The 26,394-nt window shown below is 64.9% G+C and carries 26 protein-coding genes; 13 read left to right on the top strand and 13 right to left on the bottom strand.

Going from position 1 to position 26,394, the window contains the following annotated elements; genetic code table 11:
- Window positions 1-83: 83 nt before the first annotated feature.
- Window positions 84-1,832 carry an HAD family hydrolase gene (locus K940_RS30640; protein ID WP_051406805.1) on the bottom strand — a complete coding sequence of 583 codons (1,749 nt, stop codon included), beginning with the start codon at window positions 1,830-1,832 and terminating at the stop codon, window positions 84-86.
- Window positions 1,833-1,834: 2 nt separating this feature from the next.
- Complete coding sequence (locus tag K940_RS32825) at window positions 1,835-2,071, bottom strand: acyl carrier protein (protein WP_028476165.1); 237 nt, start codon at window positions 2,069-2,071, stop codon at window positions 1,835-1,837.
- 249 nt (window positions 2,072-2,320) lie between these two features.
- Between K940_RS32825 and K940_RS32820 the strand changes: the two genes are divergently transcribed.
- From K940_RS32820 to K940_RS0102140, 6 genes are all read left to right on the top strand, one after another.
- Complete coding sequence (locus K940_RS32820; protein ID WP_051406803.1) at window positions 2,321-2,734, top strand: VOC family protein; 414 nt, start codon at window positions 2,321-2,323, stop codon at window positions 2,732-2,734.
- On the top strand, window positions 2,731-3,666 hold the full coding sequence (locus tag K940_RS0102165; RefSeq protein WP_028476164.1) for a bifunctional 2-polyprenyl-6-hydroxyphenol methylase/3-demethylubiquinol 3-O-methyltransferase UbiG: 936 nt from the start codon (window positions 2,731-2,733) through the stop codon (window positions 3,664-3,666). Before K940_RS32820 ends, K940_RS0102165 begins: the two co-directional genes overlap by 4 nt.
- Window positions 3,667-3,757: 91 nt before the next feature.
- Complete coding sequence (locus K940_RS0102160; protein ID WP_028476163.1) at window positions 3,758-5,434, top strand: DNA repair helicase XPB; 1,677 nt, start codon at window positions 3,758-3,760, stop codon at window positions 5,432-5,434.
- A 41-nt stretch (window positions 5,435-5,475) separates the two neighbouring features.
- The gene (locus K940_RS0102155) at window positions 5,476-6,141 is read left to right on the top strand and encodes a DUF3239 domain-containing protein (protein WP_028476162.1); all 666 of its coding nucleotides are present in this window, start codon (window positions 5,476-5,478) and stop codon (window positions 6,139-6,141) included.
- A gap of 157 nt (window positions 6,142-6,298) precedes the next feature.
- Window positions 6,299-7,693, top strand: coding sequence for a M1 family metallopeptidase (locus tag K940_RS0102150; RefSeq protein ID WP_028476161.1), 1,395 nt, complete (start codon window positions 6,299-6,301; stop codon window positions 7,691-7,693).
- Window positions 7,694-8,039: 346 nt separating this feature from the next.
- Window positions 8,040-8,570, top strand: coding sequence for a hypothetical protein (locus tag K940_RS0102140; RefSeq protein WP_036527342.1), 531 nt, complete (start codon window positions 8,040-8,042; stop codon window positions 8,568-8,570).
- Between the two features lie 74 nt (window positions 8,571-8,644).
- On the opposite strand, the gene K940_RS0102135 is transcribed toward K940_RS0102140, so the two are convergent.
- Window positions 8,645-10,942, bottom strand: a complete 2,298-nt coding sequence (locus K940_RS0102135) for a helicase-associated domain-containing protein (RefSeq protein ID WP_028476159.1) — start codon at window positions 10,940-10,942, stop codon at window positions 8,645-8,647.
- Between the two features lie 111 nt (window positions 10,943-11,053).
- Here K940_RS0102135 and K940_RS0102130 point away from each other — a divergent pair, with 111 nt between their 5' ends.
- Window positions 11,054-11,242, top strand: coding sequence for a hypothetical protein (locus tag K940_RS0102130; RefSeq protein ID WP_028476158.1), 189 nt, complete (start codon window positions 11,054-11,056; stop codon window positions 11,240-11,242).
- 78 nt (window positions 11,243-11,320) lie between these two features.
- Here the strand turns inward: K940_RS0102130 and K940_RS0102125 are convergent, their stop codons facing one another.
- Window positions 11,321-11,950: a resuscitation-promoting factor Rpf1 domain-containing protein gene (locus K940_RS0102125; RefSeq protein WP_028476157.1), complete on the bottom strand. Its 630-nt coding sequence runs from the start codon at window positions 11,948-11,950 to the stop codon at window positions 11,321-11,323.
- A gap of 425 nt (window positions 11,951-12,375) precedes the next feature.
- Complete coding sequence (locus tag K940_RS0102115) at window positions 12,376-12,618, bottom strand: hypothetical protein (protein ID WP_028476156.1); 243 nt, start codon at window positions 12,616-12,618, stop codon at window positions 12,376-12,378.
- 198 nt (window positions 12,619-12,816) lie between these two features.
- Between K940_RS0102115 and K940_RS0102110 the strand changes: the two genes are divergently transcribed.
- The gene (locus tag K940_RS0102110) at window positions 12,817-13,236 is read left to right on the top strand and encodes a cold-shock protein (RefSeq protein ID WP_028476155.1); all 420 of its coding nucleotides are present in this window, start codon (window positions 12,817-12,819) and stop codon (window positions 13,234-13,236) included.
- 82 nt (window positions 13,237-13,318) lie between these two features.
- Here the strand turns inward: K940_RS0102110 and K940_RS0102105 are convergent, their stop codons facing one another.
- The 3 genes from K940_RS0102105 to K940_RS0102095 form a co-directional block, all read right to left on the bottom strand.
- The gene (locus tag K940_RS0102105; protein ID WP_028476154.1) at window positions 13,319-13,900 is read right to left on the bottom strand and encodes a DUF2771 domain-containing protein; all 582 of its coding nucleotides are present in this window, start codon (window positions 13,898-13,900) and stop codon (window positions 13,319-13,321) included.
- Entirely contained in the window at window positions 13,897-15,753 is a 1,857-nt protein-coding gene (locus K940_RS26665; RefSeq protein ID WP_081706102.1) for an MFS transporter, read from the bottom strand. Before K940_RS26665 ends, K940_RS0102105 begins: the two co-directional genes overlap by 4 nt.
- Window positions 15,754-15,885: 132 nt before the next feature.
- Window positions 15,886-16,674 carry a glutaminyl-peptide cyclotransferase gene (locus tag K940_RS0102095; RefSeq protein ID WP_028476153.1) on the bottom strand — a complete coding sequence of 263 codons (789 nt, stop codon included), beginning with the start codon at window positions 16,672-16,674 and terminating at the stop codon, window positions 15,886-15,888.
- A 17-nt stretch (window positions 16,675-16,691) separates the two neighbouring features.
- On the opposite strand from K940_RS0102095, the gene K940_RS0102090 reads away from it, so the two are divergent.
- Window positions 16,692-17,567: a DUF3027 domain-containing protein gene (locus K940_RS0102090; protein WP_028476152.1), complete on the top strand. Its 876-nt coding sequence runs from the start codon at window positions 16,692-16,694 to the stop codon at window positions 17,565-17,567.
- The gene (locus K940_RS0102085; RefSeq protein WP_036527270.1) at window positions 17,564-20,368 is read left to right on the top strand and encodes a sacsin N-terminal ATP-binding-like domain-containing protein; all 2,805 of its coding nucleotides are present in this window, start codon (window positions 17,564-17,566) and stop codon (window positions 20,366-20,368) included. The genes K940_RS0102090 and K940_RS0102085 overlap by 4 nt, the downstream gene beginning before the upstream one ends.
- Window positions 20,369-20,406: 38 nt before the next feature.
- On the opposite strand, the gene K940_RS0102080 is transcribed toward K940_RS0102085, so the two are convergent.
- Window positions 20,407-21,036 (bottom strand): TetR/AcrR family transcriptional regulator, encoded by a 630-nt coding sequence (locus K940_RS0102080; protein ID WP_028476150.1) that lies wholly within the window; start codon window positions 21,034-21,036, stop codon window positions 20,407-20,409.
- Window positions 21,037-21,149: 113 nt separating this feature from the next.
- Here K940_RS0102080 and K940_RS0102075 point away from each other — a divergent pair, with 113 nt between their 5' ends.
- Entirely contained in the window at window positions 21,150-23,198 is a 2,049-nt protein-coding gene (locus K940_RS0102075) for a neutral/alkaline ceramidase (protein WP_028476149.1), read from the top strand.
- 16 nt (window positions 23,199-23,214) lie between these two features.
- Here the strand turns inward: K940_RS0102075 and K940_RS0102070 are convergent, their stop codons facing one another.
- The 3 genes from K940_RS0102070 to K940_RS0102060 all read right to left on the bottom strand — a co-directional run bounded on the left by K940_RS0102070 (window position 23,215) and on the right by K940_RS0102060 (window position 24,329).
- Entirely contained in the window at window positions 23,215-23,454 is a 240-nt protein-coding gene (locus K940_RS0102070) for a DUF2530 domain-containing protein (RefSeq protein ID WP_028476148.1), read from the bottom strand.
- Between the two features lie 9 nt (window positions 23,455-23,463).
- The gene (locus K940_RS26660; protein ID WP_051406801.1) at window positions 23,464-23,742 is read right to left on the bottom strand and encodes a hypothetical protein; all 279 of its coding nucleotides are present in this window, start codon (window positions 23,740-23,742) and stop codon (window positions 23,464-23,466) included.
- Window positions 23,743-23,924: 182 nt separating this feature from the next.
- Window positions 23,925-24,329 (bottom strand): YccF domain-containing protein, encoded by a 405-nt coding sequence (locus K940_RS0102060; RefSeq protein WP_028476147.1) that lies wholly within the window; start codon window positions 24,327-24,329, stop codon window positions 23,925-23,927.
- Window positions 24,330-24,480: 151 nt separating this feature from the next.
- Here K940_RS0102060 and K940_RS0102055 point away from each other — a divergent pair, with 151 nt between their 5' ends.
- Together K940_RS0102055 and K940_RS26655 are read left to right on the top strand one after the other, a co-directional pair.
- Window positions 24,481-25,284 (top strand): RNA methyltransferase, encoded by an 804-nt coding sequence (locus K940_RS0102055; protein WP_028476146.1) that lies wholly within the window; start codon window positions 24,481-24,483, stop codon window positions 25,282-25,284.
- Complete coding sequence (locus K940_RS26655) at window positions 25,281-25,595, top strand: DUF2537 domain-containing protein (RefSeq protein WP_036527267.1); 315 nt, start codon at window positions 25,281-25,283, stop codon at window positions 25,593-25,595. The genes K940_RS0102055 and K940_RS26655 overlap by 4 nt, the downstream gene beginning before the upstream one ends.
- On the opposite strand, the gene K940_RS26650 is transcribed toward K940_RS26655, so the two are convergent.
- A complete protein-coding gene (locus K940_RS26650) occupies window positions 25,596-26,360 on the bottom strand; it encodes a hypothetical protein (RefSeq protein WP_051406826.1) in 765 nt (254 codons plus the stop codon).
- Between the last annotated feature and the right edge of the window lie 34 nt (window positions 26,361-26,394).

Here is a 26,394-nt window from a genome sequence, read left to right as displayed (position 1 = left end):
ACCCATTGGTCGATGTTTGTCGCGAGCCGCTTTGTCCCAGCTGGACTGGGCGAGTAGTAGCCAGCTTCACGACTGGCATTTTGCTATCGAGTGATCGTGATATGCGGGGGCACGGGAGAAACCGCCGAGATCGTTGCGTCGAAACGACCCGAGCCGCGGTCGATGAAGCCATGGCGAGGGTACAGGTCGGCGACCACGGTGTTCTTTGCGGTGGGGATGTAGCGTGCGGTGATCCGGTGTGCGCCCGCGGCCCCGGCATCGGCAGCGATCCGAGCGATGAAGGCGGTCTCGAGTCCTCGGCCGAGTACTCGGCACGACAGCAGAAGGGTATCGATATCCCAGGTGCTGCTGTCCACCCGCCGCAGCACCACGACGCCCACGAGCCCGTAGTCTCCGAATCTGTCGGACACTCGGATCCCGCGGACCAGGTGGTTGCCAGAGGCGATCAGCGCGCGAAGGTCGGATTCCGTTCTCCGGATAGTGGTGAGGTTGAACTGATTGGTTTTGTTGATCAGCTGTGTCACGCGCCCCACATGTTGGTCTTCGACCGCGAAGTAGGAGACCGTGAGCTCGAGCGAGGCGAGGAACTGTTCGTGGGTCATGCCGGCGGTGGCGCCCTTACGCGCTCGCTCCGAGCGCAGCATCGTCGCGCGTTGCCGGTCCTCGGTGGACACGCGAAGGTTTCGGAACAGTCCGCTGGTCGGCAGCAGAAGCGGGAGCTCGGCGATTTCCTCGGGAACGTGCAGACATCGAACGCGGGGAAGGCACGCGCGCACTTCGCCCAATTCGGACTCCGAATCGTCGATCAGGACCAGTGCGTCTTCGCCGACATTGAGCTCGCCGGCAATCTCGCGGATGTTCTGCGACTTCGGCGACCAATTGACGCGCCAGGCGGCAATGTCGTCTGGCGAGAGCACCATCTCGTCGTGGTGGCGGAAAACATCGAGTACGTCGTCGATGGTGTTCTTGCTCGCCACGGCCAGCAGCACCCCACGATTGTGCAGCCGCTTGAGCACCCACTGGAACTCTTGAAAGGCGATTCCGGGAAAGGTGGAGCTCAGTTCGATTCCCGCGAGGCCGACTTCGCCGACGACTCCTCCCCACAGCGTATTGTCGGCATCGAGCACCAGGCACTTGGGTGGCGGCGATTTCTCCCTGACGATGGCATCGGTGAGATGGGATCCCACCACGGCCCAGAACCGAGTCGTGTACGGCTGGCGATAGGTGATCCACTTGACCGGGTCGTGCACATGCGCCAATCCCAGCGATCGCTCCCAGGCGGCGAGATCGACGATCCGCGCAGGCGAATCGGCCAATGCATCCAGAAAGGCTGCGCACGCGGCCGCTCGCACACGGTCGAGGTCCACCGTGACGGAGCTGTCCACGAGGTCGAGGCCCAGCGGCGCGATGGTCGGCGGAGTTCCAACCAGGACCGGATGGTGGAATGTGCGTGCGAACGCACCCACCACGTGGCCCAGGTGTGCGGAGTCGGCCACGATCGAATCGGCCGCCGCGTTGTCCGCTTCAGCGAGCAATCGATGAAGCGCGGCGGTGAACATGTCCTCGATACGCCACAACAACACGGCCAGATCGACCGATCCGAGCGTGTTGTCGGGATCGAAACAGACCTGGTGTATTCGATTGTGGTCCGCGAAGGCGAATGCCGGCTCTTCGCCTGCGTCCAACAGGCCGGCGCCCAGAAAGGTCTCGAGCGGCTGTGCTGTGAAGCTTGCCGAAACTCCTACCCGCAGCGTCGGCTCCATGGGCAGAGCCCGGCGCCGTGCGAGCCAACGGCGCTGGCTGACGAGCACGTCGGCAGGGTCGACGGACATGTTCAGATTCCCCCGACACCTTTGGCTCGCAAGATCTCGCGGGCGGCTCCGATACTATGCATGCGCATGATGTCCTGTGTCGACAACGTGACCTCGAAGCTGTCTTCGAGCAGCATGACCAGGGTCATCGTCGCGAGGCTGTCCCACTGCGCGGTGTTCTCCGGCGACGTGCCCTCACTCAGCTGTACAGCGTCAACCTTCAAGCCTGCAGCGAACATTTCGATCAGCTTGTCGGACATACTCCCGACCTCGCGCGCTGTCGACCGATAGTTCATTTCAAGATAGAAGCTCGCGGGCATTCCTGCAATTGGTCGACCTGCGCGATTGCTGCGGATGCCGGACCGGATCTCGGAGTGCCGCCTTCGATCTCGTGTATTATGAGATTTCGCTATTGTGTGCGTGTCGGCCCGGGAACGGGCTGCCTCTTTTCGGATCGTCCGTCCTCTTCTTGGATTGTCCGTCGCCGCTCTCCTGCTACGGGGGCACCGATGCCGATCGAATCGCTGCATCACGTCGGATATGTGGTAGCACGCATGGGTCCCGCATTGACGCGGTGGCTGGCCGAGGGCGCTCGAATACTGGTCGAGCCGGTCGAGGACCTCACACTACGGGTGACCGTGGCGCTGCTGGAGACCGACGGCGTACTTCCGGTGGAGCTGGTCGCGCCGATCTCGGCCGATGGATCCCCGGTCGCGGCTCGGCTGCGGCGTGGCGGCGGACTCGACCATCTCTGTTTCTGCGTCCCCGACCTGCACGCGCGACTCGAGTGCGAACTGGCTCGTGGTGCGATACTTCTGCGCGCTCCTGTCCTCGCGGTGGCCTTTCGTCGGGAGGTCGGGTTCGTGCAGCGACGATCCGGCCTCGTTGTCGAATTCATCGCTACGCAGGAGGTACATCCGTGACCGTTCGCCCTGCGTGTCGCGACGAGATACTCGATGTGTGCTCCCGAGTGGGTCGGGCCTACCCCCTGATCAGTGGTGGCCTGATCGATCGCCATCTTCCCCGCGATGACGCGGCTTGGTCGCATGCGCAATGGGCGCTGGGCTACCTCGACGCGAAGCATCCCGAGGGATTGGACGGGGTGTTCGAGGCATTCGCCACGGTCTCGATGGACTTCCTCCGCCTTCAGACACGATTCATGCGGACCCGGCGCTACGCGAGAGCGCGTAGTTCGGAACTCGTGAGCGACCTCTACGCGAACGACGAGAGAATGTTGGGCTACTACCTCGACGGACTCGCGATGACCTATGTGTTGTGGCCCAATCACGTCCGAGTTCTCGCGTTCTTCGCCGAGCACTTCCTGCCCCGGATCGCACCGGGTTCTCGGGTACTCGAGGTGGGTGTCGGGCACGGGCTCATGGCCGCGATGGTGCTCGATTCGCGCGTGGACGTGACCTATGTCGGCGTGGATATCAGCCCGGCGTCGCTGGCGTACACCGAGTCGGCTCTCGCCATCGTGGGGGTGGCGCCGAACCGATTCCGCATGGTCGTTGCCGATGCGGTCGCCGGCGACCTGGCGACATTGTCGGGCGGTCCGACGTTCGACGGTGTGATCTGCTGCGAAGTACTGGAACATGTCGACGAACCCCAGGTGCTGATGTCGAACATGGCAGCGTCGGTACGGCCGGGCGGCGCGGGCTTCATGTCGACTGTCGCGAACATCGACGCCGAGGATCATGTCTATCTGTTCACCGATGTGACAGCGATTCGTACAGCGTTCACCACCCACGGCTGGTCGATCGAACAGGATCGACCCACTCCACTGCCCGGAGCCGAGTCGTGGGATCCGCTACCGGTCAACTACAGCGGTTCCTTCACCCGACAGCCGCCCTAGATCCGACCGTTTCCCCGCGCAGAGTGCCTGGGGTGGGTCGGGAGGTCGATCCGGTCCGGCGACCTGACGCCACCGTCGATATCGTGGGGTGATGTCTCACGATGGTGACAAGGTAGCTGGGCCTTTGATCGTTCAGAGTGACAAGACGTTGCTGCTGGAGGTCGACCACCCATCGGCCGACGCGGCCCGGCAGGCGATCGCGCCCTTCGCGGAGCTGGAGCGAGCGCCGGAGCATGTACACACCTATCGCGTAACACCACTTGCCCTGTGGAACGCGCGAGCAGCCGGACATGATGCCGAGCAGGTGGTGGACGCGCTGGTCCGGTTTTCTCGGTACGCTGTTCCACAACCGCTGCTCGTCGATGTGGTCGACACCATGGCCCGCTACGGCAGACTCCAGCTGGTCGAACATCCCACACACGGGTTGACGCTGGTGGGTGTGGATCGTGCGGTACTCGAGGAAGTACTGCGACACAAGAAGATCGTACCGATGCTCGGTGACCGTATCGATGACGACATCGTGGTGGTGCATCCGTCGGAGCGTGGCCGAATCAAGCAGACGCTGCTGAAGATCGGCTGGCCGGCCGAAGACCTCGCAGGCTACGTCGACGGTCGGGCACACCCCATCGAGCTCGACTTCGTGACCCAGGAATGGCAGCTGCGCGACTACCAGCAGATGGCCGTCGACTCGTTCTGGGCAGGCGGTTCCGGAGTGGTGGTCTTGCCCTGCGGTGCGGGCAAGACGCTGGTCGGTGCCGCGGCGATGGCCACGGCGAATGCGACGACGTTGATTCTGGTCACCAATACCGTAGCGGGACGACAATGGCGGCGCGAACTGCTCGCGCGCACCTCACTCACCGACAACGAGATCGGCGAATATTCTGGCGAACGCAAGGAGGTTCGCCCGGTCACCATTGCCACCTATCAGGTGATCACTCGCCGCAGCAAAGGCGAGTACAAGCATCTGGAGCTGTTCGACAGCCACGACTGGGGCCTGATCATCTATGACGAAGTGCACCTGCTGCCTGCCCCCGTCTTTCGGATGACTGCGGATCTGCAATCGCGTCGTCGCCTCGGACTGACCGCGACCTTGGTTCGCGAGGATGGTCGCGAGGGTGATGTCTTCTCGCTGATCGGTCCGAAGCGCTATGACGCGCCATGGAAAGATATCGAAGCTCAGGGCTGGATTGCGCCTGCCGATTGCATCGAGGTTCGGGTCACGTTGACCGATGCCGAGCGGATGGTCTATGCGACCGCCGAGCCGGAGGAACGCTACAAGGTGTGTTCGACTGCACACACCAAAATCGCTGTGGTCGAGTCGATCCTGGCCCGGCATCGGGAAGCGTCGAGTCTGGTCATCGGTGCCTATCTCGAACAGTTGGACGAACTCGGCGTCGCACTCGACGCCCCGGTGATCCAAGGCTCGACGAAAACCAGAGAACGCGAAGAGCTGTTCGATGCCTTCCGTAGAGGGGAGATCCCGGTGCTGGTGGTGAGCAGAGTCGCGAATTTCTCCATCGATCTGCCGGAGGCGTCTGTGGCTGTACAGGTTTCGGGTACCTTCGGTTCGCGTCAAGAGGAGGCGCAGCGCCTGGGGCGGTTGCTACGTCCGAAGCACGATGGCGGCCAGGCTCATTTCTACTCGGTGGTCGCGCGCGACACCCTCGATGCCGAATATGCCGCGCATCGACAGCGCTTCCTTGCCGAGCAAGGGTACGCCTACCGAATCACCGACGCCGATGACTTGCTGGGGCCGACCATCGGATAAGTGGAGGAGCGCTCTCCAGAAGCTGTGCTAGGAAGGAGGGTGTGCGTCGCTTCGAATTCGTAGTGGACCGCAGGCACGCCCGCGCGGTCAACGAAGTCTTCGCCGACCTTCGTCGACTGCGCCGGATGGCTGTCCTCACGACGATCGCCGCCTCGGTTGCAACGGCACTGCTGATTCGCTCGCACCACCCGTGGGCCTACTTGCTTGCGGTCGCTTTCGCGCTGGGTGCGGGGACCGCTCTGTGGGTGGCGTTGCGGACTCTGCGTCGCCCCGGCATCGACGAACTCTATGCCGATGGTGAATTGGTCCCCGCGGTGGTCTCGGAAACCAATTCCTCCACGGTGGTGTTGCTCGCGTTGGTCGATGTCGCGCCGGACAGGGCCGATCCGCGATATGCCCTGGTGGCCACAAAGGTACGCGCGCTACCGGGGCACCAGCGGAGGACAGGTGAGCGGGTGCCTTCGGTCGCAGTGCGCGGCGATCGGGCACCTCGGCCGGTGGGTGAACACTGGCAGTCGGTGAGTGCGATGCCGATCGCCTGGGGCACCACGGACGGTTGCGTGATCGAACGCGCCCGTGCCGCTATCGGGGAGGCCGAATGGCGACTGCTCTCCGATAATCTTGCTCTTGCGCAGAAGGTGCTCCGGACCACGGGCAAACAGTTGTTGCTCGACCCTCACCGGTTGCCCGAAGAATTCGGTGGTTGAATTGGGCTGCGCGCTGCCGGTTCCGGCGTCGTGCACATACGAGAGTCGGCGGTCTCGGTGAGCCCCGAACGCTGGCCGGTAGCGTGAAAGGCTGGCCGATACCGTCCAGCGAGGTCGGTGCCGCGACACTGCGGCGTGAAAAGGGGTGGTCGTCGATATGAGGTTGTTCGCCGGGGCATGTGCCGCGGTCGTCTGTGCGTTCGTCGCTGGGGCGACTGCACCCGCCCACGCCGATCCGCTGGTCGGTGCGCCCGGTCTGGGTGACCCGTACTACCCGCTGGACGGTAACGGCGGATACGACGTCCAGCATTATGACGTCGACATCGACTACGACCCGCCGAGCCGCCTACTCACCGCAACCACCACGATCAACGCGACCGCTACACAGGTCCTACACATGTTCAACCTGGACTTCGCCGGGCCGCCGGTTCAAGGGGTGTCGGTGAACGGATTGCCCGCTGGGTTCGTACGCAACGGAGACCATGAACTGACCGTCTCGCCGTCGTTGCCGCTGCTGCCCGGCTTGCCGTTCACCGTCGTCGTGGATTATGCCGGCCCCATGCGCGACACCGAAGGCAAGGGCTGGACCTTCGCGCCCAGCGGGGGCGCATTCGCTGCCGGCGAACCGCATTCGGCGACCAGTTGGTATCCGCTCAACGACACTCCACTGGACAAGGCTACTTTCGAGCTGCACGCTACTGTTCCGGCGGAATGGGAGGTGGTGTCCAATGGTGTGCGAACCGAAGACACGGTGCACGGTGATCAGCGAACGGTCAGCTGGGTGGCCGCTCAGCCGATCGCCGGCTATTTGACCACTGTCGCGATCGACCGGTTCGACTACCTCGTGCAGCGGCGTGCAGACGGCACCGCGCTGGTCAGCGCATTCGCGCCCAACGCGGGCCACCAGCGCGAGCTCGAGCAGCGACTTCCGGAAATCCTCGACTTCGCCGAGAATCTGTACGGCCCTTACCCGTTCGAGACCGCTGGTGGCATCTACCTGGACGCCGATATCGGTTTCGCACTGGAGACGCAGACGCGTCCGATCTATGGACTGTGGAGCGATCTCCAGACCGTCGTGCACGAGGTCGCTCATCAGTGGTGGGGAAACTCGGTGTCGGTGCGGCGTTGGTCGGACATCTGCCTCAACGAATGCTTCGCCAGCTATACAGCCGACTACTTGTGGCCCGAGCGGACGGCGGGCGCCGACGTCGACCAGCACTACCTGCAGACCATCCGGGAGTACCGCGACGACGCCGAGTTCTGGCGGATTCCACTGGAAAATCCCGGGGCCGGATATGAATTCACCTCGGTGTACTACCGCGGGCCGCTGTTCTTGCATGCGCTGCGTCGGCAGATCGGTGACGAGGCGTTCTTCGCGGTAGTTCGCGACTTTCCCGCGGCACACGCATACGGAAACGCCTCGATATCCGAGTTCCGCATGTTCGTGCAGTCGAGGGTTGCGACGGACCTGACAGGTTTCTTCGATGCGTGGCTGAACAGAACGACGCCTCCTGCGCCGGAGTATCTGTTCCCTGGGTTGCTGCGTAGCTGAACGTCCCCGAATCCGCACAGCCCGCTGAGAGTCGAGCGCTGGTCGGGGCCTGTTGGGGCATATGACTGTAACGAGGAGCGCGCGCGCAGCGAAAATACTGCGATACCAGAGCACGGTGCCCCAACAGGAATTGAAAGGCGTTGCAGTGAACTACTTTGGGTTGCAGTTGCTCGGACGGTTCGTCCCCTCCATTGTGGCTTTCTCGATCATCGGGATGTATGGCTTGCAGATGTAGGTTGCCACCGATACCCGAGCGCTGGTCGAACCGCTGCGGCCAGCGTCGTGGTGCGGGTATCCTCAGCGCGTTCACGAGCCAGTGGATGCGTTCAGCGCGAGAGGAGTTCAGGTGAAGTTTCCAGGAGCGAGACTGCCGGCATGGGTTGTGCTCGCTGCCGCCGGGGTGATGGCGGTGGTGGTCACGATGTCCGGCTGTTCATCGACCGGAGACGACGGCGCGGCGGGTACGGACAAGATCGAGGTCGGCAACTGCCTCGATTTCGTCGAGGGCACGACGGTCGATCCCCGGACCGAGGTGGTCGATTGTTCATCCGCCATGGCGGTGTACCAGGTCACCCGGTCTTCTGACACGAAGGTCGAGTGCGCTGCTGGACTCACTCCACGCGAGGAGACTCTGACGGGTGGCGCTACCGCGTTCTTGTGCCTGGCGCCGAACTTCATGGAAGGCAGTTGCTACAACGAGAGCGGCATGACCGGGTACCAGCACGTCGATTGTGGTTCGCCGGAGGCAACGTTCCGTGTGGTGACGCGGATCGACGGTCGAGCCAACGAACTGTTGTGCGGACCTGAAGCCGACAGCTTCCGGCTCGTGGAGTCGGACCCCAAGACGACGTTCTGCACAGCTCAGCCCGCTGGCTGAGCAGGTTCTGCACAGCTCAGCCCGCCGGCTGAGCAGATTGCCGGCGTGGAGCCCGGCTTCGTAGTGCGGCCGGTTCACTCCAGCAGTGCGACCGACGCAATCCGGTGCAGCGTGAAGCGCCGGACTGCGCCGGTCACCGGGTCCAATGCCTCCAGTTGTCCACTGTCCACCCGCAATGGCTCGACTACCCGTTGAGTAGCGATTCCTTGGGCATCGACGTAGCCGATGTTCACCGATCGCCGCACCCGTGCCGCCAACTGGAGCAGGGCAAGGGTGGCGGCGACATTGGTTCGGCTGCCATCTGTACGGACCGCCTGGGTGGATCGGACACGCGCGGCACGTTCGCCTGCACGCAGTTCTGCGACAAGTGATTCCAGTTGCTCAGCACTGGGCGGCGCCGGACGATACGACCGCTGCGCGGCAGGCCGCACCGAGACCCGCGCGCCGCGCGGGCGTAGATCGACGATCGAGCCTGCCGCATCCTCACCGGCAGGTGCGAAGCCGGCCACCCGCAATTGTTCCAACAATTCTCCCAGTGGAGCTTGGGCGATGGCGACGCTCGGAGCGATGGACCGTAACGCCAACGTGTTCGCCACCGGTGCGGACAGCACATGGGCGAGCAGAGCGGGGTCGTCGCTACGAATGAACGACTGTGCCACGCCGGCCCGTAGCCGGCCGTGGCGGCGAGCCACGTCGTCGATCAGATAGGTCAACGCCTGCGGAATCGGAGTTCGCGAGTGCTCGGCGAACAGTCGGTGTAGTTCGGCCGCGGTCGATCCGGCGTCGAAGGCACGACGCACCGAGGGCTCGCTGATGCGGTACACCGTCGCTGCGCCGGCGGATTCCACATCGGCAACGAGGGCCATGCGATGTTGGAGGTCCATCGTGAGCGGGCCCGGCGCGATCACTGTCAGGTCCGCTTGAACCAATACATGATCGACCGGCTCGGGCAGAGCTGCCATCATCTCCGCTTCTGCGTCGGTTGCGCTGGTCGCTGTCGCGTGCAACAGCGCTCGAGCCGCCGAGCCGAGCGCGCCATGGCCGGCGATGCCGAGTGTCGTCGCTTCGGCGAGAGTTCGCTCGATTGCCTCCGACCGAAAGTTGCGGCGCCTGCGAGGCTGGCGCCAAGCCAACACCCGACCGATGTCGGTCGGGTCGAGTGCGGTGCCGGACGGATATTCCGCAAGCAGACCGAGGATTGCCCGCCGGTCACTTGCCGCGTGCGGTGCGCGCAGTTCCAGCGAGAGCGCGGCCAGCGGTTTGTCGGTGGCATCACGCATCCCGATCATCCATGGCATCCGATCCAAATCGAGCCAGGTGAGCGCCAGCACGGACCAGCGCCGGGCGGGTGGCGATTCCAACCACGTGTCGGCCGCTGGTGTCGGCGCCCAGAAGCCGTCTGTCGAGTCGAATTCGGGCGGCGGGTCCGGCATACCTTTGTCCACGAGCTTCGCGGCCGCGAGCAGTTCGACGAACAGCGCGACCGTCGGTTCGTCCATACCGGTGTGTTTGGCGATCCGACGCAACTCGCGTACTCCCAGGCCACCGGCGCGTAGGGCAACGGCCGGGGTTCGCCCCATAACCTCCAGCACGGTTGCGCAGCGTCGCACCAACTCACCGACTTCGCCCGCGGCGACCGCGTTCACCGCAGCCGGTGTGTGTTTGGTGGGACTCGGTCGAGGGGGTGTCAGCTGGTATGGATGGACCACGGGCTCTCGCCGCAGCACTCGAGCGACGGTGACCGGCAGTTCGACGGTTTCGTCGTCGATTCGGTGCACGAGTCTGCGCGCCAGCAGTCGCTGGATCGGGCGATCGGCGGGTGTATTCGGAGCGGCGTCTCTGGTGCGCCCACGCGGCCCCGTTGTGGCCAGCTTGTCGAGCAGGCCGCGCTCGGTGGGTGCCAGTTCGGTGAGGGCGGCGACCACCTCGGATTCGGTGAGCGCGTCGGGGATTTCGGTTGCACTGCCGAGCGGCCAGGGCAGCGCCTCGCCGGCCGCTGGAACCAGGTGGAGCCGGTGCTGGTCGTCGATCCAGACCAGTGCGCGAGCGGTCAAGCGATTCAGGGCATCGTCGATCGCGGTGGCCGGCGCCCGCTCGCCGAGTTGTGCGCGCAACTCGGCGCAGTGGATTCCACCATCGTCTGCGGTGTGTGTCATGCGTTGTATCGCAAGGGTTTCCACTACCGCGAACTCGAGCGTGTTCAGATCTTCTGCCGCGCGCAGTACCGAAGCACGTTGCTCGGCACGCGCGGCGAGGACACCCATCGAGGAGGGCAGCGGAACAGCCAGGTCGGGCCGAAGCAGCAACAGTGTGACGAGCTGGGCATCGCTGCGGGCGCCGAGCCATCCGGCGAGGGAGTCGGTCGCGGTCATCCGGTCCAGCCTACGACCCCGGGCCGATCGACCGTCCGGGTCAGGCGGCGAGGACTTCGTGTGGCACGGATGGGTCGCAGGCTGCCTCGGTGACCATGCCAGAATGGGGCGGTGGTGAACAAATCGAAGAAATCCTACGTCGACAACGGTTGGCCCGAGGTCCCCGACGGTGACCATGCGGTCACCGAACTCTCCTCGGCTCGTTCCGGCAGCCTCTCACCCTACGGCGAGGACACGGTGTTCCCCGTCCCTGCGGAGCAACTGCCCTACATGCACCCACAAACGGTGATCAACCGCTGAACACACAGCAGGAACCGTTCGCGACGACGAAAAAGGGGCCCCTCGTCGACCTAGCGCGGGGGCCCCTTTTGCTGGCGATCAAGAAGGAAGCAGGTCTTTGTTCGCCTCGTAGAAGTTCACGATCGCGGGATCGAGTTCGATTCCGCTCGCTTTGGCGGCCTTGAAGAAATCGAGAGCTTCTTTCGGCACGTACACGCCCTGGCTCTGCACGACCTCGATGGCGCGGTCGACCGCGTCGAGAACCTTCTCGGTGCCGTTCGCGGGAGCGGCCGGGGTGGCCGCTTGCGGCGCGAAGTTCTGTTGCGGTGCCTCGGTGGTGGGCGCACTACGCAACGTGGGGGCGCTGCTCAGACCCAGTTGTGCGGAGCACGAGGGCCACGCGCCCCAGCCCTGCGAGGCGAGTACCTTCTCGGCGACGACGATCTGCTGTTCGCGGGTGGCCTGGTTGGCGGCGGCGGCGAACTCTTGACCTCCATGGGCATTCCATGTGCTGGGTGAGAACTGCAGTCCACCCTGGTAGCCATTGCCGGTGTTGATGGCCCAGTTGCCGCCGGCCTCGCATTGTGCGAGTCGATCCCAGTCGGAGTCGGGTGCCGCGCTGGCATTGCCTGCGAATGCCGCACTACCGGTGCCGATGATGGCGCCGGTGACAGCGACCTTGGCTACCGTGCGTCCGGTCGAGCTTGGCTTGCGATGGCGTCCACTCATATCGGGTTCGTCTTCCTCTCGACGCACCTACGACATCTTCGGCTTGGTTCGGACTGAGAGGTCGTCCGTTCCGCCCTCGCCCCTGTGTATCTGTCGGGTGTCCGGTACCCGCGGGGCGAGGTTCGGTGCGGCGGGCCGGTGCTTGCCGGTGTCCCGGCTGGGTACGACCGTACGACGATCCTCCGAAAAAATCACTTTTTGATAACCGGAGTGTACCGGTGGGTTTCGGTCCGATAACGGCTGATGATCCCGCTTATCTGCAGCTAGCGGCGTTGCAGCCGGGCGTGCGTGGCGCTGCGGACACACAACATCGACAAAAAATGTGACAGAGATCACAGTTTTGCCGTCGCCAATTGAGCTGGATGACCGGTGTACGTGTCATCGGACACGTTTGCGTCACATCGATGATGTGGTGCGGTGTGGTTTCAGCGTGATCTCCGGCCGGACCGCAGGGCGAACACCACGGCGAGGGCGAGTCCCAGTGGCGCGAGCAGGGCCGGGAAATACAACCACAGTCCCGGCGTGTCGTCGGTGAACACCGGGGTGGCGAAGATGGCGACGATGGCCAGCAGTCCTAGTGTGAACAGGCACAACGCGAGTTGTAGCAACCTGTCGCGATGACGCCGCGGCGGGTTGCCGGACGAGGATGGAGTCGAGGGGGTCGTCACGACTCGACGGTAAAACTGGCGTACTTGCGTGATTCGCGCCGGGGTAGACTCTCTGGCAATCGCGTCCTGCAATCCTGCTGGGCGCGTTCTTTTCGCACGAAGACGAGGACCGAACGCGGTGCCACTGCGGGGTCGGTCCGGCAGAAGATGTACTCGGGCCGTCGGGGTCCGAGTGTCGATGACGAACGGGTGAGCGCAGTGCCGACCGGCAGGGTGAAGTGGTACGACGTCGAAAAGGGCTTCGGCTTCCTTTCCCAGGACGAGGGTGAGGACGTCTACGTGCGCTCGTCCGCGCTGCCGCAAGGCGTCGAGGGTCTCAAGCCGGGACAACGGGTCGAGTTCGGTATGGCTGCTGGCCGCCGTGGTCCCCAGGCATTGAGTCTCAAATTGCTCGAGCCCCCGCCGTCGGTGCGGCAGAGTCAGGACCGCGGCGCGCGTAAGGAGCCCGCCGCCCGCCGGCATTCGCCGGACGAATTGCACGGCATGGTCGAGGACATGATCACGCTGCTCGAGGCGAAAGTGCAGCCCGACCTGCGCAAGGGGAAGTACCCGGATCGTAAGACCGCGCAACGCATATCGGAGGTCGTCCGGGCGGTGGCTCGCGAACTCGACAGGTGATGTGTGCTGCTCGAGCGCTGGCACTGAGCCGATTGGTCGCTGAGAGTCGGTTGGTCGCTGAGCCGGTTGGTCGCCGCCACACTCAGCTGGTGCTGATCGACCAGATGGCGTGCGGAACGGAGAACTCTGCGCCGGTTTCGTCCCGGGCAAGAATCGGAAGTTGGACTTCGACGCCGACCAGGCGCAGTCCGGGGGCCGGTTCCGATTCGACGGTGACGGCGCGGACGCGGTCGGGATAGGTGTTGCGCCCGATGACACGGTCGACCTGCTCCCCGGTGGGTGCGGCATAGATCAGCTGGGCGAGCCAGGGCGCGTCCGCGATCGCTGTCGGCAACGACAGTTGCAAGGGGTACCCAGCGGGCACTTCGAGTTCGACGGTTCGGCCACGGTGGCAATCCGACGCATCGGCGGTGCAGCGAAGAGTCGAGGCGATCGTGCCTTCCAGCGTGCGCTCGGGCAGGATGCTGCACTCCTGCATGGTGACCGCGCAATAGGTGTACGGACGCACGGTGACCGTCTTGCCGTGTGCGTAGGCAGTGATGGTGACATCTGGTTCATCGGCGTTTCGGATCAACACGACGAGCGCGCCACCGACGGCAATGGTGAGCACGAGCGTGGCGGCCGCCACCATCGCGATGATCGGGCGTATGTTGAGCGTGCTCACCAGGTCGGGTCTCCTTGGCCTCGGCGGATGCGTGTGGACCCGCGGCGGATGCGTGTGGGCCCCGGCTGGATGCGGGTGTCGTCGTCGGTGGGGTGCTGTCGGGAATCGTGGGTGCCGGACGCCGCATCGTGCCTACCGGATGCGGTACCTGCAGGCTCGTCGGGCGTGGGCGTCGGAACCTCTTGTCCCGCGTGCTGCGGCCGGTTGCCACCCAGGCCCGGCAGCAGCGAGGATCCGCGGAAGCTGACGACTGTCTGCAGCAAGCCGATGACCACTACTGCGGTGACCACTCCGAAGCCTTTCCAGTACTCGGTCGGCAACAGTACACCCGCCGCGCCGCCGACGACCCAGCTCAGCTGCAGTACGGTCTCCGACCGCCCGAATCCGGAGGCGATGGATTCCGGCGGGAGATCGTCTTGGATCGCGGCATCCAGCGAGACCTTGCCCAGCGCGCTCATTGCCGCTGCGACCAGGGCGGCTATCGTCGCGCCGAGAAGATTGTTCGCGAAGGTAGCGAACAATGCAGCCAGCGCACATGCTGCGGTGCAGCCGAGCACGATCAGCGCAGGTCTACCGAGTGCAAGCCGGGCGCCTGTCGCGTTGCCGGCGAAGTTGCCGACGGCCGCGGCCGCGCCGACCGCAACGAGCATGGCCGCCTGCTGTACCGGCCGCTGTTCGGTTGCCTTGGCGACGAACGCGACATAGAAAGTGAGAAATCCGGTCAATATCCGGATCGTGCCATTGCCCCAGAGCCCGACCACCACGGCCCGGCCGAACGGTTGCCGGCGCTTGCGTGGCGGCACTGTGGACGTTGCGCCCGATCTCAGCACCTCGGTGTGCGCATCGGCCCCGTGATAGCTCAAGGTCGCGGGCACCTCGCCCTCGGTGACTTCGACCCATGAGGGTATGCGCAAACTCAGATACGTTCCTGCGCAGGCGATCAGCGCTGCGAGAACCAGTGCGCCGGCAGAGCCCGCGATCGCCGCGGTCATCGTGGCCAGCGCACCAGCCCCGATGGTGCCGCCGACCAAACCGAACACCGTGAGCCGGGAGTTGGTACGGACCAGGTCGATATCCGGCGGCAGGACTCGGGGCGTCACTGCACTCTTGAGCACGGCGAACGATTTGCTGCCGATCATCATGCACAGGGCGAGCGGATACAGCGCCCACGTGTCGAATTCGATGATCAGCGCGACCGTGATCATCGCGCGCAGCGCGAACGACGCTGCGAGCGCCAACCGTCGACCACGCTGTAGCCGATCGAGCAGCGGGCCGATCAGCGGGGCGATCACCGCGAACGGCGCGATCGTGATCAACAGGTACAGCGCGACGTTCGTCTTGCTCTCGGCGGTGGCGCTGGCGAAGAACAATGTGTTCGCCAGCGCCACCGCAATGGCCGCGTCGAGGGCGAAATTCGCCATGGTCGCATAGGTCAGTGCGGTCAGCCCGGATTTATCCGCGCCGTCGGCCTTTGCCGCGCGCTGAAAGGTTGCGATGCCTCGCTCGGTGAGCTCTCTACCTCGCATGGCCGCGACCCGGGTCACGGTGAGTTTGCGCGGGATGCGTTGTCCGCCAGCAGGAGCCTCGGCTGGAGGTCCAGAACTCGTGGGTGGCGCCGCGGCGGTGGGCTCGTCCGGACTTCCAGGCAGCTGTCGTCCTGTGCCCAGTGGTGTCGTTCGCGGCAGCGCGCGCCCGTGAGCGCTGCCCGTTTCGGCACCCGGCGGCGGCCGGTGGCGCCGCGGCGCGTTGGGTGGCGGGTACCGGTCGAAACCGGGGTGCCGTTCCCCAGGTGGCGACTGCTCACCTGCCCACCGACCGCGGTCGGGACCGGTAGGTTCGCGGGAGCTCGTCACATCTCAATTCTGGCGCACTCCCGCCGTTGGTGTTCACTCGCACTCCGGGGTGGCGCGGGCGCGGACAGCCGATCCAGTCCTCGGTGTCGTTCCGTGGAGACTCTTGGTGTCGTTCCATCGAGACCCTCTGAGTCATTCGATCGATACGTGAGATGAAACGAAACGGACTTCGAAGATGGTCGGCCAGTTCTTGCCGGTGATCAGGAAACGGTCGGTGCCGGGAACTTGTGCGATGCCATTGAGCACACCGGCGCCGGCACGGCTGGTCGGGGGCAGCAAGCCGCTGGCGTCGATGGAGGCCAGAACTCGGCCGGAGTCCGGGTCGAGGCGCAGGATGGTGTCGGTGGGCCAGACATTCGCATAGACCGATCCATCGGTCGCGCACTCGAGTTCGTTGAGGCGTGCGTCGTTTCTGCTGGACAGTCGAACCGAGCCGGTGGGCGCGAAGGTGAGCGGATCGCGGAAGACGAGCCGATCGCTACCGTCGCTCATCACCAGTCGGCCGGCTCTGGTACACAAACCCCACCCTTCACCGTCGTAGTGCACTCTGTGTTGTTCGGCCAAGGTGGCCGGGTCTCTGGCGATCGCCACCTCGTCGCGCCAGGTGAGTTGCCACAGTGTGGTGTCGGCACGGGTGATTCCTTCGCCGAAGTACGGTGCGGGTAAGTCGGCTCTGGCCACCTGCTCACCCGTCGTGAGCCGCGACGCGCGAATGCTCGATGCTCCCGACAGGCCGGTGCTTTCGTAGAGTATGTCGCCATGGGCTTCCAGTCCTTGAGTGAACGCCGTCGGGTCGTGTGGCCTCGTTCCGACCAGCTCGATGGTCATTCTGGGTGTCGCGTCCGCGGTGGCGCTGCATCCGGCCGCCAAGAGCAGACCCACCGATATGCCGATGGCCAACGAACGCTGCATACGTTCCATACGGCAAAATGTAGGCCGTGAGCGCAGTTTCTGTTTCGGAGTCCGACGTGCGGCCGATTCTGGCAGATGCCGTGGATGTGGCCCGCCGTGCGCTCTTGGAGTTGGAACCCTCGGCGGTCGGGGCGCATCTCGGTGTGATCGCCGAGGACGAGAGCGCCGCAACTCACCGATTCGAGGCGACGTTGCCCGGCTACCGCGGGTGGCAGTGGGCAGTCGTAGTGGCCGCCGCGCCCGACGCCGAGCACGCGACGGTGAGTGAGTCCGCTCTACTGCCCGGGCCGGACGCCCTGGTCGCGCCCGACTTCGTTCCCTGGGAGCAGCGGATTCGCCCCGGTGACCTCGCACCTGGGGACCTGTTGGCGCCGGCTGTCGACGATCCGCGCTTGGTGCCCGGGTACATCGCGACCGGCGATCCGGTGGTCGACGAGGTCGCTTTCGAGGTCGGTTTGGGTCGTGCCAAGGTGATGAGCAGGCAAGGTCGCGAGGAGGCCGCTCGGCGCTGGTACACCGAATGGGGCCCCGAATCCGATATGGCCAGAGCCGCGCCGTCCACGTGCGGTAGCTGCGGCTTCTACCTGCCGTTGGCCGGTTCGATGCGTACTGCGTTCGGTGTGTGCGGCAACGCTATGGGCGCCGACGGACGCGTCGTCCACACCTCCTACGGCTGCGGCGCGCATTCGGACACGGTGCTTCCCGGTGGCGGCGGTTCCCCGCTCTACGAGGCATACGACGACGCGGCTGTCGAAGTGGTCACCATGGAGCCGAGCTCGATCGAGCCGAGTTCCGGCGCCGACGAGCACGATGCCGCCGCTCCCGCGGGGGCGGCGGTGAGCGTCGATGAGGGCCGCTCTGATCCGGACGAGAGCCAGACGCCCTCATCGCCGCCGAGGTGACCGAGGTTGCCGACCCTTTCGGCACCGCGGACCTGCGCGCGGCGGTGCTCGCCGCGTGGCGTGATTCGCCGACACGGCTGCGAGAGGACGTCGCCACCGAGAACGACCTGGTAGGTGCCGGCTATCGGGATCGGACGCTGACCGAATTGGCGCAGAACGCCGCCGATGCAGCAGGCAGAGCAGGTATCCCCGGTCGTCTCGTCGTCGAACTCGAGGGCCGTAGCCTGGCCATCGGCAACACTGGTGCGCCACTGGACACCTCCGGCGTGCACGCGCTCACGGCGCTCCGCGCGTCGGACAAGCCGCATGTCGGTGCCGTGGGGCGCTTCGGTGTCGGGTTCACTGCGGTTCTCGCGGTCAGCGATGACATCGAACTGCGGTCGACGACCGGGTCGCTGTGGTTTTCTCGTGCTCGGACGCGGGAAATCCTGCTCGGAAGCCAGATCCGGATTCCTCGGGGCGAGGGCAGCGACTTCGTCCCGCCAGCGCTGCGGTTGGCCTGGCCGTCCGCCGCGCGCCCCGCGGACGGCCTCGACACCCAGGTTGTGTTGCACTTGCGCACGGACGTGGATGCCGAGGCGTTGCTGGCCGCGATGCGTGCCGAAGCCGTCGACCTGTTGTTGGAGCTTCCAGCACTGCACAGCATTCGGATCGATGTCGACGAGTTCGTCCGCTGCGTGCGCGACGTCGGCAACGGCATGTCCGAGGTGCACATCGATGGCCCCGGCGACGCAGGGGGCGCGTGGTTGCAGTATCAGGCGCCGCACGCTCGTTGGCTCCTGCCGGTACACGAGGGCAGGCCCGTGTCAGTCACGGCGGATGTACTCCGCGCGCCGACACGGTCGGACGAGCAGCTGTCCCTGCCGGCGGTGCTCGTCGCCGACATCCACATGCAGCCCGATCGCCGGCGGCTGCTGCCCGGTGCCCGCCTGGCCGGGGTGGCCGAGGGGTATGTGGATTTCGTTCGTGCTCTGCCGCCGCGTGATCGCCTCGTACTGGTCCCGACGCCCGGCTTCGCGCGCAGCGAGGTCGATGGCTTGTTGCGCGAGGCGTTGCTGCGTGAGCTGCAGACCCATTCGTGGCTTCCTGTGGTGGCTTCCCTTTCGGACGATGGTGCGGATGTCGAATGGAATTCCGGCCTCCGCGGACGTGCCGCGGCGGCTGCTGCCGTTCCGCCGAGTGCCTCCGTCTTCACCGGCTTGACCATGGAATTGGCCGACCTGCTCGCCGAGGCGTCCGGGCCGTTGGTGATTCCGGATCTCTCCGGCCACCGCTACGCGGAGGTCATGGGGGTATTGGACGTCCATCGGGTGGGATTGGCGCGCCTTGCGGAACTCTCCGGCGATCTGTTTCGCCCGCCAGCCTGGTGGCGGGCGTTCTACACAGCGCTGGAGCCCTTCGTGTCGGATCCGCTTTCGGCGGAAGAACTCGGTGCGCTGGCGGTGCCGCTGGCCGACGGCCGACTGGTCACCGGGCCTCGCACGGTGGTGTTGGACGATCGGTTGGCCGAGGCGATCCCGGTGCACTGGGCGCGATTGGTGCACCCGGAGGCCACCCACCCGTTGCTTGCGCGGCTCGGCGCCCGGTCGGCCACAGCCGAGGACCTGCTGGGTGATCCCGGACTACGTGCCGAATTGGATGAGCATCCGGGAGATCCCGATACCACCGACGCAGTGCTTCGTCTCGCGGCACACGCGGACCCGACAGCATTGCCGTCGTGGCTCGGTCTGCTCGAGCTGTCCGACAGCGAGGGCGCCGTACTGCCCGCCGATGAACTTCTGCTTCCCGGAGCTCCGCTGGGTGATCTGCTGGTGTCCGACGCACCGTTTCGGACGGTCGACCCCGATCTGGTCGATCGTTACGGTATGGACGCTTTGCGTGCTGTCGGAGTCGGCTGGGATTTCGCCGTGCTCGTGGAGGTCGATCCGACCGGCCCGGATCACGATCTGGACGACGAGGACGCCTGGTGGACGACGCTGACGGACGATCCACCACGGCTCGCCGCGGTCCGAGACCTGGATTTGGTGGACGAGCTCGCCTGGCCCGACGCACTGCGCCGGTTGGTCGCGACTTCACGCACGCGCGACCTCTTGGCCGACGCCGACGGCTATACCGCATGGTGGCTGCGTCGACACGCACGAATCGATGGCACTCCACTCGGTGTGTTCCGACATCCGGCATGTACGGAATTCGCTGGATTGCTCTCGCCGTTCGGCATCGACGGTATCGATCCGGATGCTGTGCACTCCGTTCTGGCGAAGCCCGACTCGATGACCTACGAGCTGGCCGCCGGATTGCTGGACGCGCTGGCGGATTCATCGAAAACTCCTGATCTGGAGGTCGTTTCGCGTACCCACGCCCGTTTGGGCGCCGCCGTGTCCGCGGGGCTTATCGATATCCACGAACTGGACCCGCCCGATCGAGTGCGGGCGCTGTCCGGGGCTGTGGTGGCCCCGGACGATGCCTTCGTTCTCGATCGGCCTTGGTTCGGCTTGGCTGTGCCACCGGATCGTCTGGTGGTCGGGGACACCGATTCGGCAGCAGATCTTGCGACACTGCTCGATCTTCCGCTGGTCTCGGAGTCCATCACCGCCGAAGTGATCGGTGCCGGTCGACGGACCACGTGGGCGGATCCGCTGGGCATCGTATTGCGTCGGATCTACACCCCACATCCGCCGGGCGACGAACTCGTTCTGCACAACGATCTGGTGGTGCGGTTGCGTGGTGCGATCGAGGCGACGGTCGCGGTGCCGTGGTGGCAGGTCGGCACAACGGTCCACGTGCGCATCCCGCAATTGTGAAGCCAGGGGTGTGTCGTGCAATCGAGCGGGACGCCGCGCTATTGCTCTGCGTATCCGGCGAGAATGTCGCTCAACAGATCCAGTTGTCCGCCTACGCTGTCACCATCGTTGTCCACCAGCCACCGTAGTACCACTCCGTCGACGACGTTGAGGGTGAACCGGCTCAATACGTGTAGGGGGATCGACCACCGGGTGTCCGTCGCGCTTCGCGCGCGCTCCAGCATGTCCGCGACGGTGGAATCGTTGAAGGTGTACTGCTCGTGTGCGATGGCGTGTCTGGCCGGGGTCTGGTCTGCCCGACGCAGTGCATACGTCGTCGTTTCGTAGGTGAGCAGCTGGCGTTCCGGCGTTGCCGAGATATTGAGCCACAAGGCTTCCAGACCGGTTCGGATCAATCCGCGAAGAGCGTCCTTTCCCCGCTCGATGTCACGCCATATGGCTTCGTTGGTATCGACCGAGTCGCGTAGTTCTCGCGATAGCGCCTTGACCAATTCGGTCATCAGCGCGTCCTTGTTTTCGAAACAGTAATGGACCACACCGAGCGAGACTCCAGCTGCCCGCGCGACATCGCGTGTGGTCACGCTGGCGACGCCCTTTTTCTCGGCGAGACCAATCGCTGCCCTGATAAGGTGAGCGCGTCGTTCTTCGACACTCAATCGGGAGGACACGCAAGGGAGTTAAGCGCCCCGCGCGCTCGCAGTCAATCGTCCGACCGGAGAAATCACCACTGGACGCGTGACCAGTTCTATGGTGCGCTACATCGGACGGAAGGGAGGCGCGGATGCCGTTGTCGCGCAGATCCGTGCTGGCTCGGACCGCGATCGGTACGTTTGCGGCTGCCACCGCGCCCGGTGTGAGTACTGTTTTCGGCGCTGCGGCTCCTGCCGCGGCCGATTCTGGTCCCTACCAGATCGGTGTCGGGCTTTCCGACATCACCGGACCTGCCGCCGAATGCGGAATGATGGGCTATGCCCAGATCGAGCAACAGACTGCGGGAATCCACCTGCGTCCCCGGGCACGAGCGTATGTCGTCGGTCGCGGCGGGCGCCGGGTCGTCTTCCTGGTCGCCGACAATTGCATGATCTTCCCGTCGGTACACCGTGGTGTGCTGGCCGAACTGGCTCGCCGTTACGGCGATATGTACACCGAGCAGAATGTTCTGCTCACGTCGACGCATTCGCACGCGACGTGTGGTGGCTCCAGCAACGACTATGCCTACAACTCGTCCATCCTCGGTTTCCAACAGCAGGTGTACGACGCCGAGGTGAATGGGATCGTCGAGGCGATCAGCGCTGCCCACACCGATCTCGGTCCCGGCTCGCTCGCCGTCGGGCGCAGCGAGTTGCACGATGCCAGCGTGAATCGCTCACGGGTCGCCTGGGAGCTCAATCCTGCCGCGGACAAGCAGCACTTCCCGGACGCCATCGATCCCGCGGTCACCACGCTGACCATGCGCAAAGGCGGTCGAATCGTGGGAGTCGTCACCTGGTTCGCCACCCACTGCACCTCACTGACCAATACGAATCGACTGATCAGCTCGGACAACAAGGGCTACGCCTCGTTCTGCTACGAGCATACTGAGCACGGGGTGCGCTACCTGGACGGCGAGCCCGCATTCGTCGCGGCTTTTCCGCAGACCAACGCGGGAGACATGTCCCCGAACCTGAATCTGGAGCCCGGTTCCGGACCCACCGAGGACGAGTTCGAGAACACTCGCATCATCGGTGAGCGTCAGTATCGGGCCTCGAAGGATGCGGTGGCGCGTGCGCAACCGATGGATGGACCCGTCGATGCCATGCTGTGCTACATCGATCTGGCCGACATCGCCGTGGACGGGCGATTCACCCCAGACGGCCAGCCGCGACGCACCGCCTCTGCGGCCGCGGGTGTTTCACTTGCCGCGGGCAGCCTCGAAGACGGTCCCAGCTTGCCTACCAAACCGGTACCGGAAGGCGTGCGCAACCCATTCCTCGAATCGTTCGGTGATCCGGCCCAACCCGCGCCAGCGTGGTTGGCGGATGCGCAGGCGCCCAAAGCGATTCTGTTGCCGTTCGGCCTGATGCCCCCGGTGCCATGGGTGCCGAACGTGCTGCCGATCCAAATCGTGCGCATCGGTGGCCTCTATCTGGCAGCCGCGGGTGGCGAGTTCACCATCACCGCTGGACTACGCGTGCGTCGAGCCGTTGCCGCGGCGTTGAACGTTCCGCTGGAGCAGGTGCTCATGCAAGGCTACGCAAATGCCTACCACGAATATGTCACTACCCCAGAGGAATACGACTCGCAGCAATACGAGGGCGCCTCGACCCTGTTCGGCCGTTATACGCTGTGCGCATACCAACAGGAATTCACTCGTTTGGCAACAGCATTCGCTGCCCGGCAACAGGTACCGCGGGGTCCGGCTCCGCGCGATGTCTCCCAGCTACAGCCGAATTTTCAACCGGGCGCCGGCCCCGACATCCCTGTGCCCGGACACGATTTCGGTGAGGTATTGGTCCAGCCGGCCCGATTCTACGAGCGCGGAGGGCGGGTCGCTGCGGAATTCGTCTCGGCGCACCCGAAGCACGACATCCGGCGAAACGGCACGTTCATGGAAGTCCAACGCCAGAATTCCGCGGGTGTTTGGGTGCGGATGGCCAACGAGGGTGAGTGGGCAGTGAAGTACTACTGGAGTAAACGTGGCCTCGCCGAGTCGATCGCACGATTCACCTGGGATATCCCAATGGAGGCGCCACCGGGGCGCTATCGGTTCCAGCATTATGCGACCCGACTGGATGCCGGCGGTGCGCTCTACCCGTTCACCGGCATCTCCGACGAATTCGAGGTGGGTTGAGCGTCACCGTGATCGGCTACAGCCCGGTCTGTGCGCCTTTGTCGCCGCGTCGTGCCCCGCGGCGCTGGACCAAGTAGATCACCAGTCCGATCACGCCGACCCCGAGGCCCATCAGACAGACGGGCCGGCCGGTTGCCCAACGGTCACCGCTTGCCCAGACCACCACTGTGGCGATCAACCACAGCATGCTGCCGATGGCGAGAACCGGTCGTGGATCGCTCCAGCGTGCAGGCAGTTGCGGGACTTTCTGCGTCACAGGCCCAGCCTAACTGTGCGATTGTTGAGCTGGCTGCGTCGCGCCAGCTGTGAGCTTCGTTCGAGCGAGCTGACGCCTGGTCTGGGCTCCCCACCACAGCAATCTACTAGTGACTGCTAGATAGAGGATGGCCGCCAGATAGACCAGCGCGCCGTAGTCGCTGGCCCATCTCGGGACATGACCGATTTGGGTGGCGGCGACGACGACCATCAGTGCGCCGATCAGCAGCGCTATCGGCGCGAGCGGTGCAGTGTGCGGATCAGGGCGAAAGGTCGCGCGGCTGGTCATAGCAAACCCCTTCTGGTGCGATCTGCTCGGCGCCGGTTTGCGGCACGCCGGAAGTGGGAACTCAGCTACTCTCTAGCTAACAATCGCACAGGAGGTTCTCGTCGTTAACGTGGAATCACGAATGCAAATGTGATGTGCATCACTTATCTGGGAGCTGCGTATCTGGAGCCAGTGCTACCTGCTCACCGGTATGACGCGAAGGCCTGATCGCTGTCGACGATCTCACGCCCCAGCGGCAACAGGGACAGCGGAATCAGCTTCAGATTGGCCCATCCGAACGGAATACCGATGATCGAGACGAACAGCGGGATACTGGTCAACAGGTGGCCCAGCGCCAGCCACCATCCGGCCACGATGAGCCAGATTACATTGCCGATCAGTGATCCTGCGCCTGCATCGGGCTTCGCCACGGTGGTGCGGCCGAACGGCCATAGTACGTAGGTCGCGATCCGGAAGGACGCGATACCGAAAGGGATCGTCACGATCAACAGAAAGCAAATGATTCCCGCGGCGATGTAGCCCAGCGCCAGCCAGAAGCCGGCGAAGACGAGCCATAGAACGTTGAGCACCAGTTGGATCGGCTTCATGACCTTCAGCATGCCAGCCCGAGCACTGGTCTCGGACCGGTTCACCCGAGCGCGCACACCGTCGGGACGGGGCCGGGCATACGCAATGGCACTCAGGTCGGAAGCGGATGGTGCCGTTGGGCCGGACACAGCTGCCCGGCAGGATAGAGTTGTGGCCGAAACAATCGATGTCGACGACCCTGCAGACCCACGGGTCGACGACTTCCGTGACTTGAAATCCGCAGACCGGAGACTCGACCTGCCTACGCGCAAGGGACTGGTCTATGCGGAAGGGGTCGTGGTGGTTCGGCGGATGCTCGATTCACGATTCGCACCGACTGCGCTGCTCGGCGTGGAGCGCAGGCGTGCCGAACTCGTCGACGATCTGGTCGCTGTCGAGGTCCCCTACTACCGCGCCACGGCGGAGGTGATGGCCGAGGTGGTCGGGTTCCATCTCAATCGAGGTGTGCTCGCGGTCGCAGGCCGCCCCCCTGAACTCGGTATGGATGACGTGATCACACACGCCAGGACCATCGCCGTGCTGGAAGGCGTCAACGACCACGAGAACATCGGCGCCATGTTTCGCAATGCGGCTGGACTCGGGGCGGAGGCGATCCTGTTCGGCGACCGGTGTGCCGACCCGCTCTACCGCCGTGCCGTACGCGTGTCGATGGGACATGCGCTGCGGATTCCATTCGCGTCCGTCCCGGACTGGCCACACGGTCTGGATATGCTGCGCAGTAGGGGTTTTCAGATTGTCGCTCTGACGCCGAATCCGGCGGCGCCCCCGCTCGCGACAGCGATGACCGGGAATCGGGTCGCATTGCTGCTCGGGGCCGAAGGACCGGGACTGACCGAAAACGCCATGCAGGCGGCCGATATTCGGGCGCGAATTCCCATGACACCGGGCACCGATTCACTCAATGTCGCGACTGCGGCGGCGATGGCGTTCTATGAGCGGGCGCGGATCGTATGACCGGGTATCGACCGGACGCGGACCATCGCCGTGCCGAACCCCATCGCGACCCCACGCCATGGGGCGCCGGTCTCGCCGCGGCGACCATGGTGGCGCTGTTGTCGGCGGTGGCGGTGTACTGTTTCGGCACCGCATTGGCCGAGGTGCACCCGGTGCTCGCCATTGTCGTGAATCTGGTCGCGGTGAGCGGTGCGACGCCGTCGGTGTGGCGGTGGCGTCGGACACCGGTTACGAGGTGGGTGCTCGCCGGCGCTGTGGCCGGAGTCGGGTTCGGATGGGTCGCTGCGCTGCTCGGCGCGCTGATCTCCTGATCAGGAGAATTCCGCTGGGTGCTCGCGACGAATCGCCCAACGGACCAGCGAGCTGCCGCGCAGCCAGCCGAGTAGTCGGCCTGGACGGGGCGTGTGGGGCTGCGCCATGGCGGCAGCCCGACGCGCCCGGCCTTTCGGGCGAAGCGAAAATCCGCATACGGGGATATCGATCGGCCCGAATGTGCCATCGGTGGTCGGCGAGCGATAGTGGAAACCCAGCCACGCGTTCATGGCAGCATCCGCGAATTCTGGCGGGTCGAACGGCAATATCTGTCCATGGGGTAGATCACCCACCGGCCAGTGCACGGGATGCTCACCGGCCCAATAGGGTCGCTCCCACACCGATGGAAGCCCTTCGTCCTCCAGGATGTTCACTCGGGTCGAACTGAACGATCTGCGAAACTGCCCCCGTTCCCAGTGCGCAAATGCGCCCCAGCCGTGTGTGGTGTCGAACGAGACCAGGTAGGTATGTTCGGATGCCCATGGATGCAGCAGCACCTCTCGGAGCTCGGTGGGGTGCACACGCGCGGCTCGGGGCGAGCACACCACGGTCACGCCGGGGTAGCAGCCGATGTAGACCTCGTCGGCATCCGGACCCGCGCAGTCGGCCAGCGTGCCCGGCATGATCGGGACCACTTCGCGGTCGCCGTGTAGTTGCTCGGCAAGTGCCAGAGCAGCTTCGGGGTTCGGGTCGTGACATTTGTTCAGTACCGACGACGGATCGGACACGTCGACGTACCAGAGTGACGACGCCTTGGTCAGCATATCCGACACCTCCGGGTGGCTACCGGAATCCACA

Origin of the sequence: Nocardia sp. CNY236 (assembly GCF_000482385.1) — a bacterium.
In the GTDB taxonomy this organism is placed as follows: domain Bacteria; phylum Actinomycetota; class Actinomycetes; order Mycobacteriales; family Mycobacteriaceae; genus Nocardia.
The sequence above is the reverse complement of the archived record's forward strand: the minus strand, read 5'-3'. Positions and strand labels throughout refer to the sequence as shown.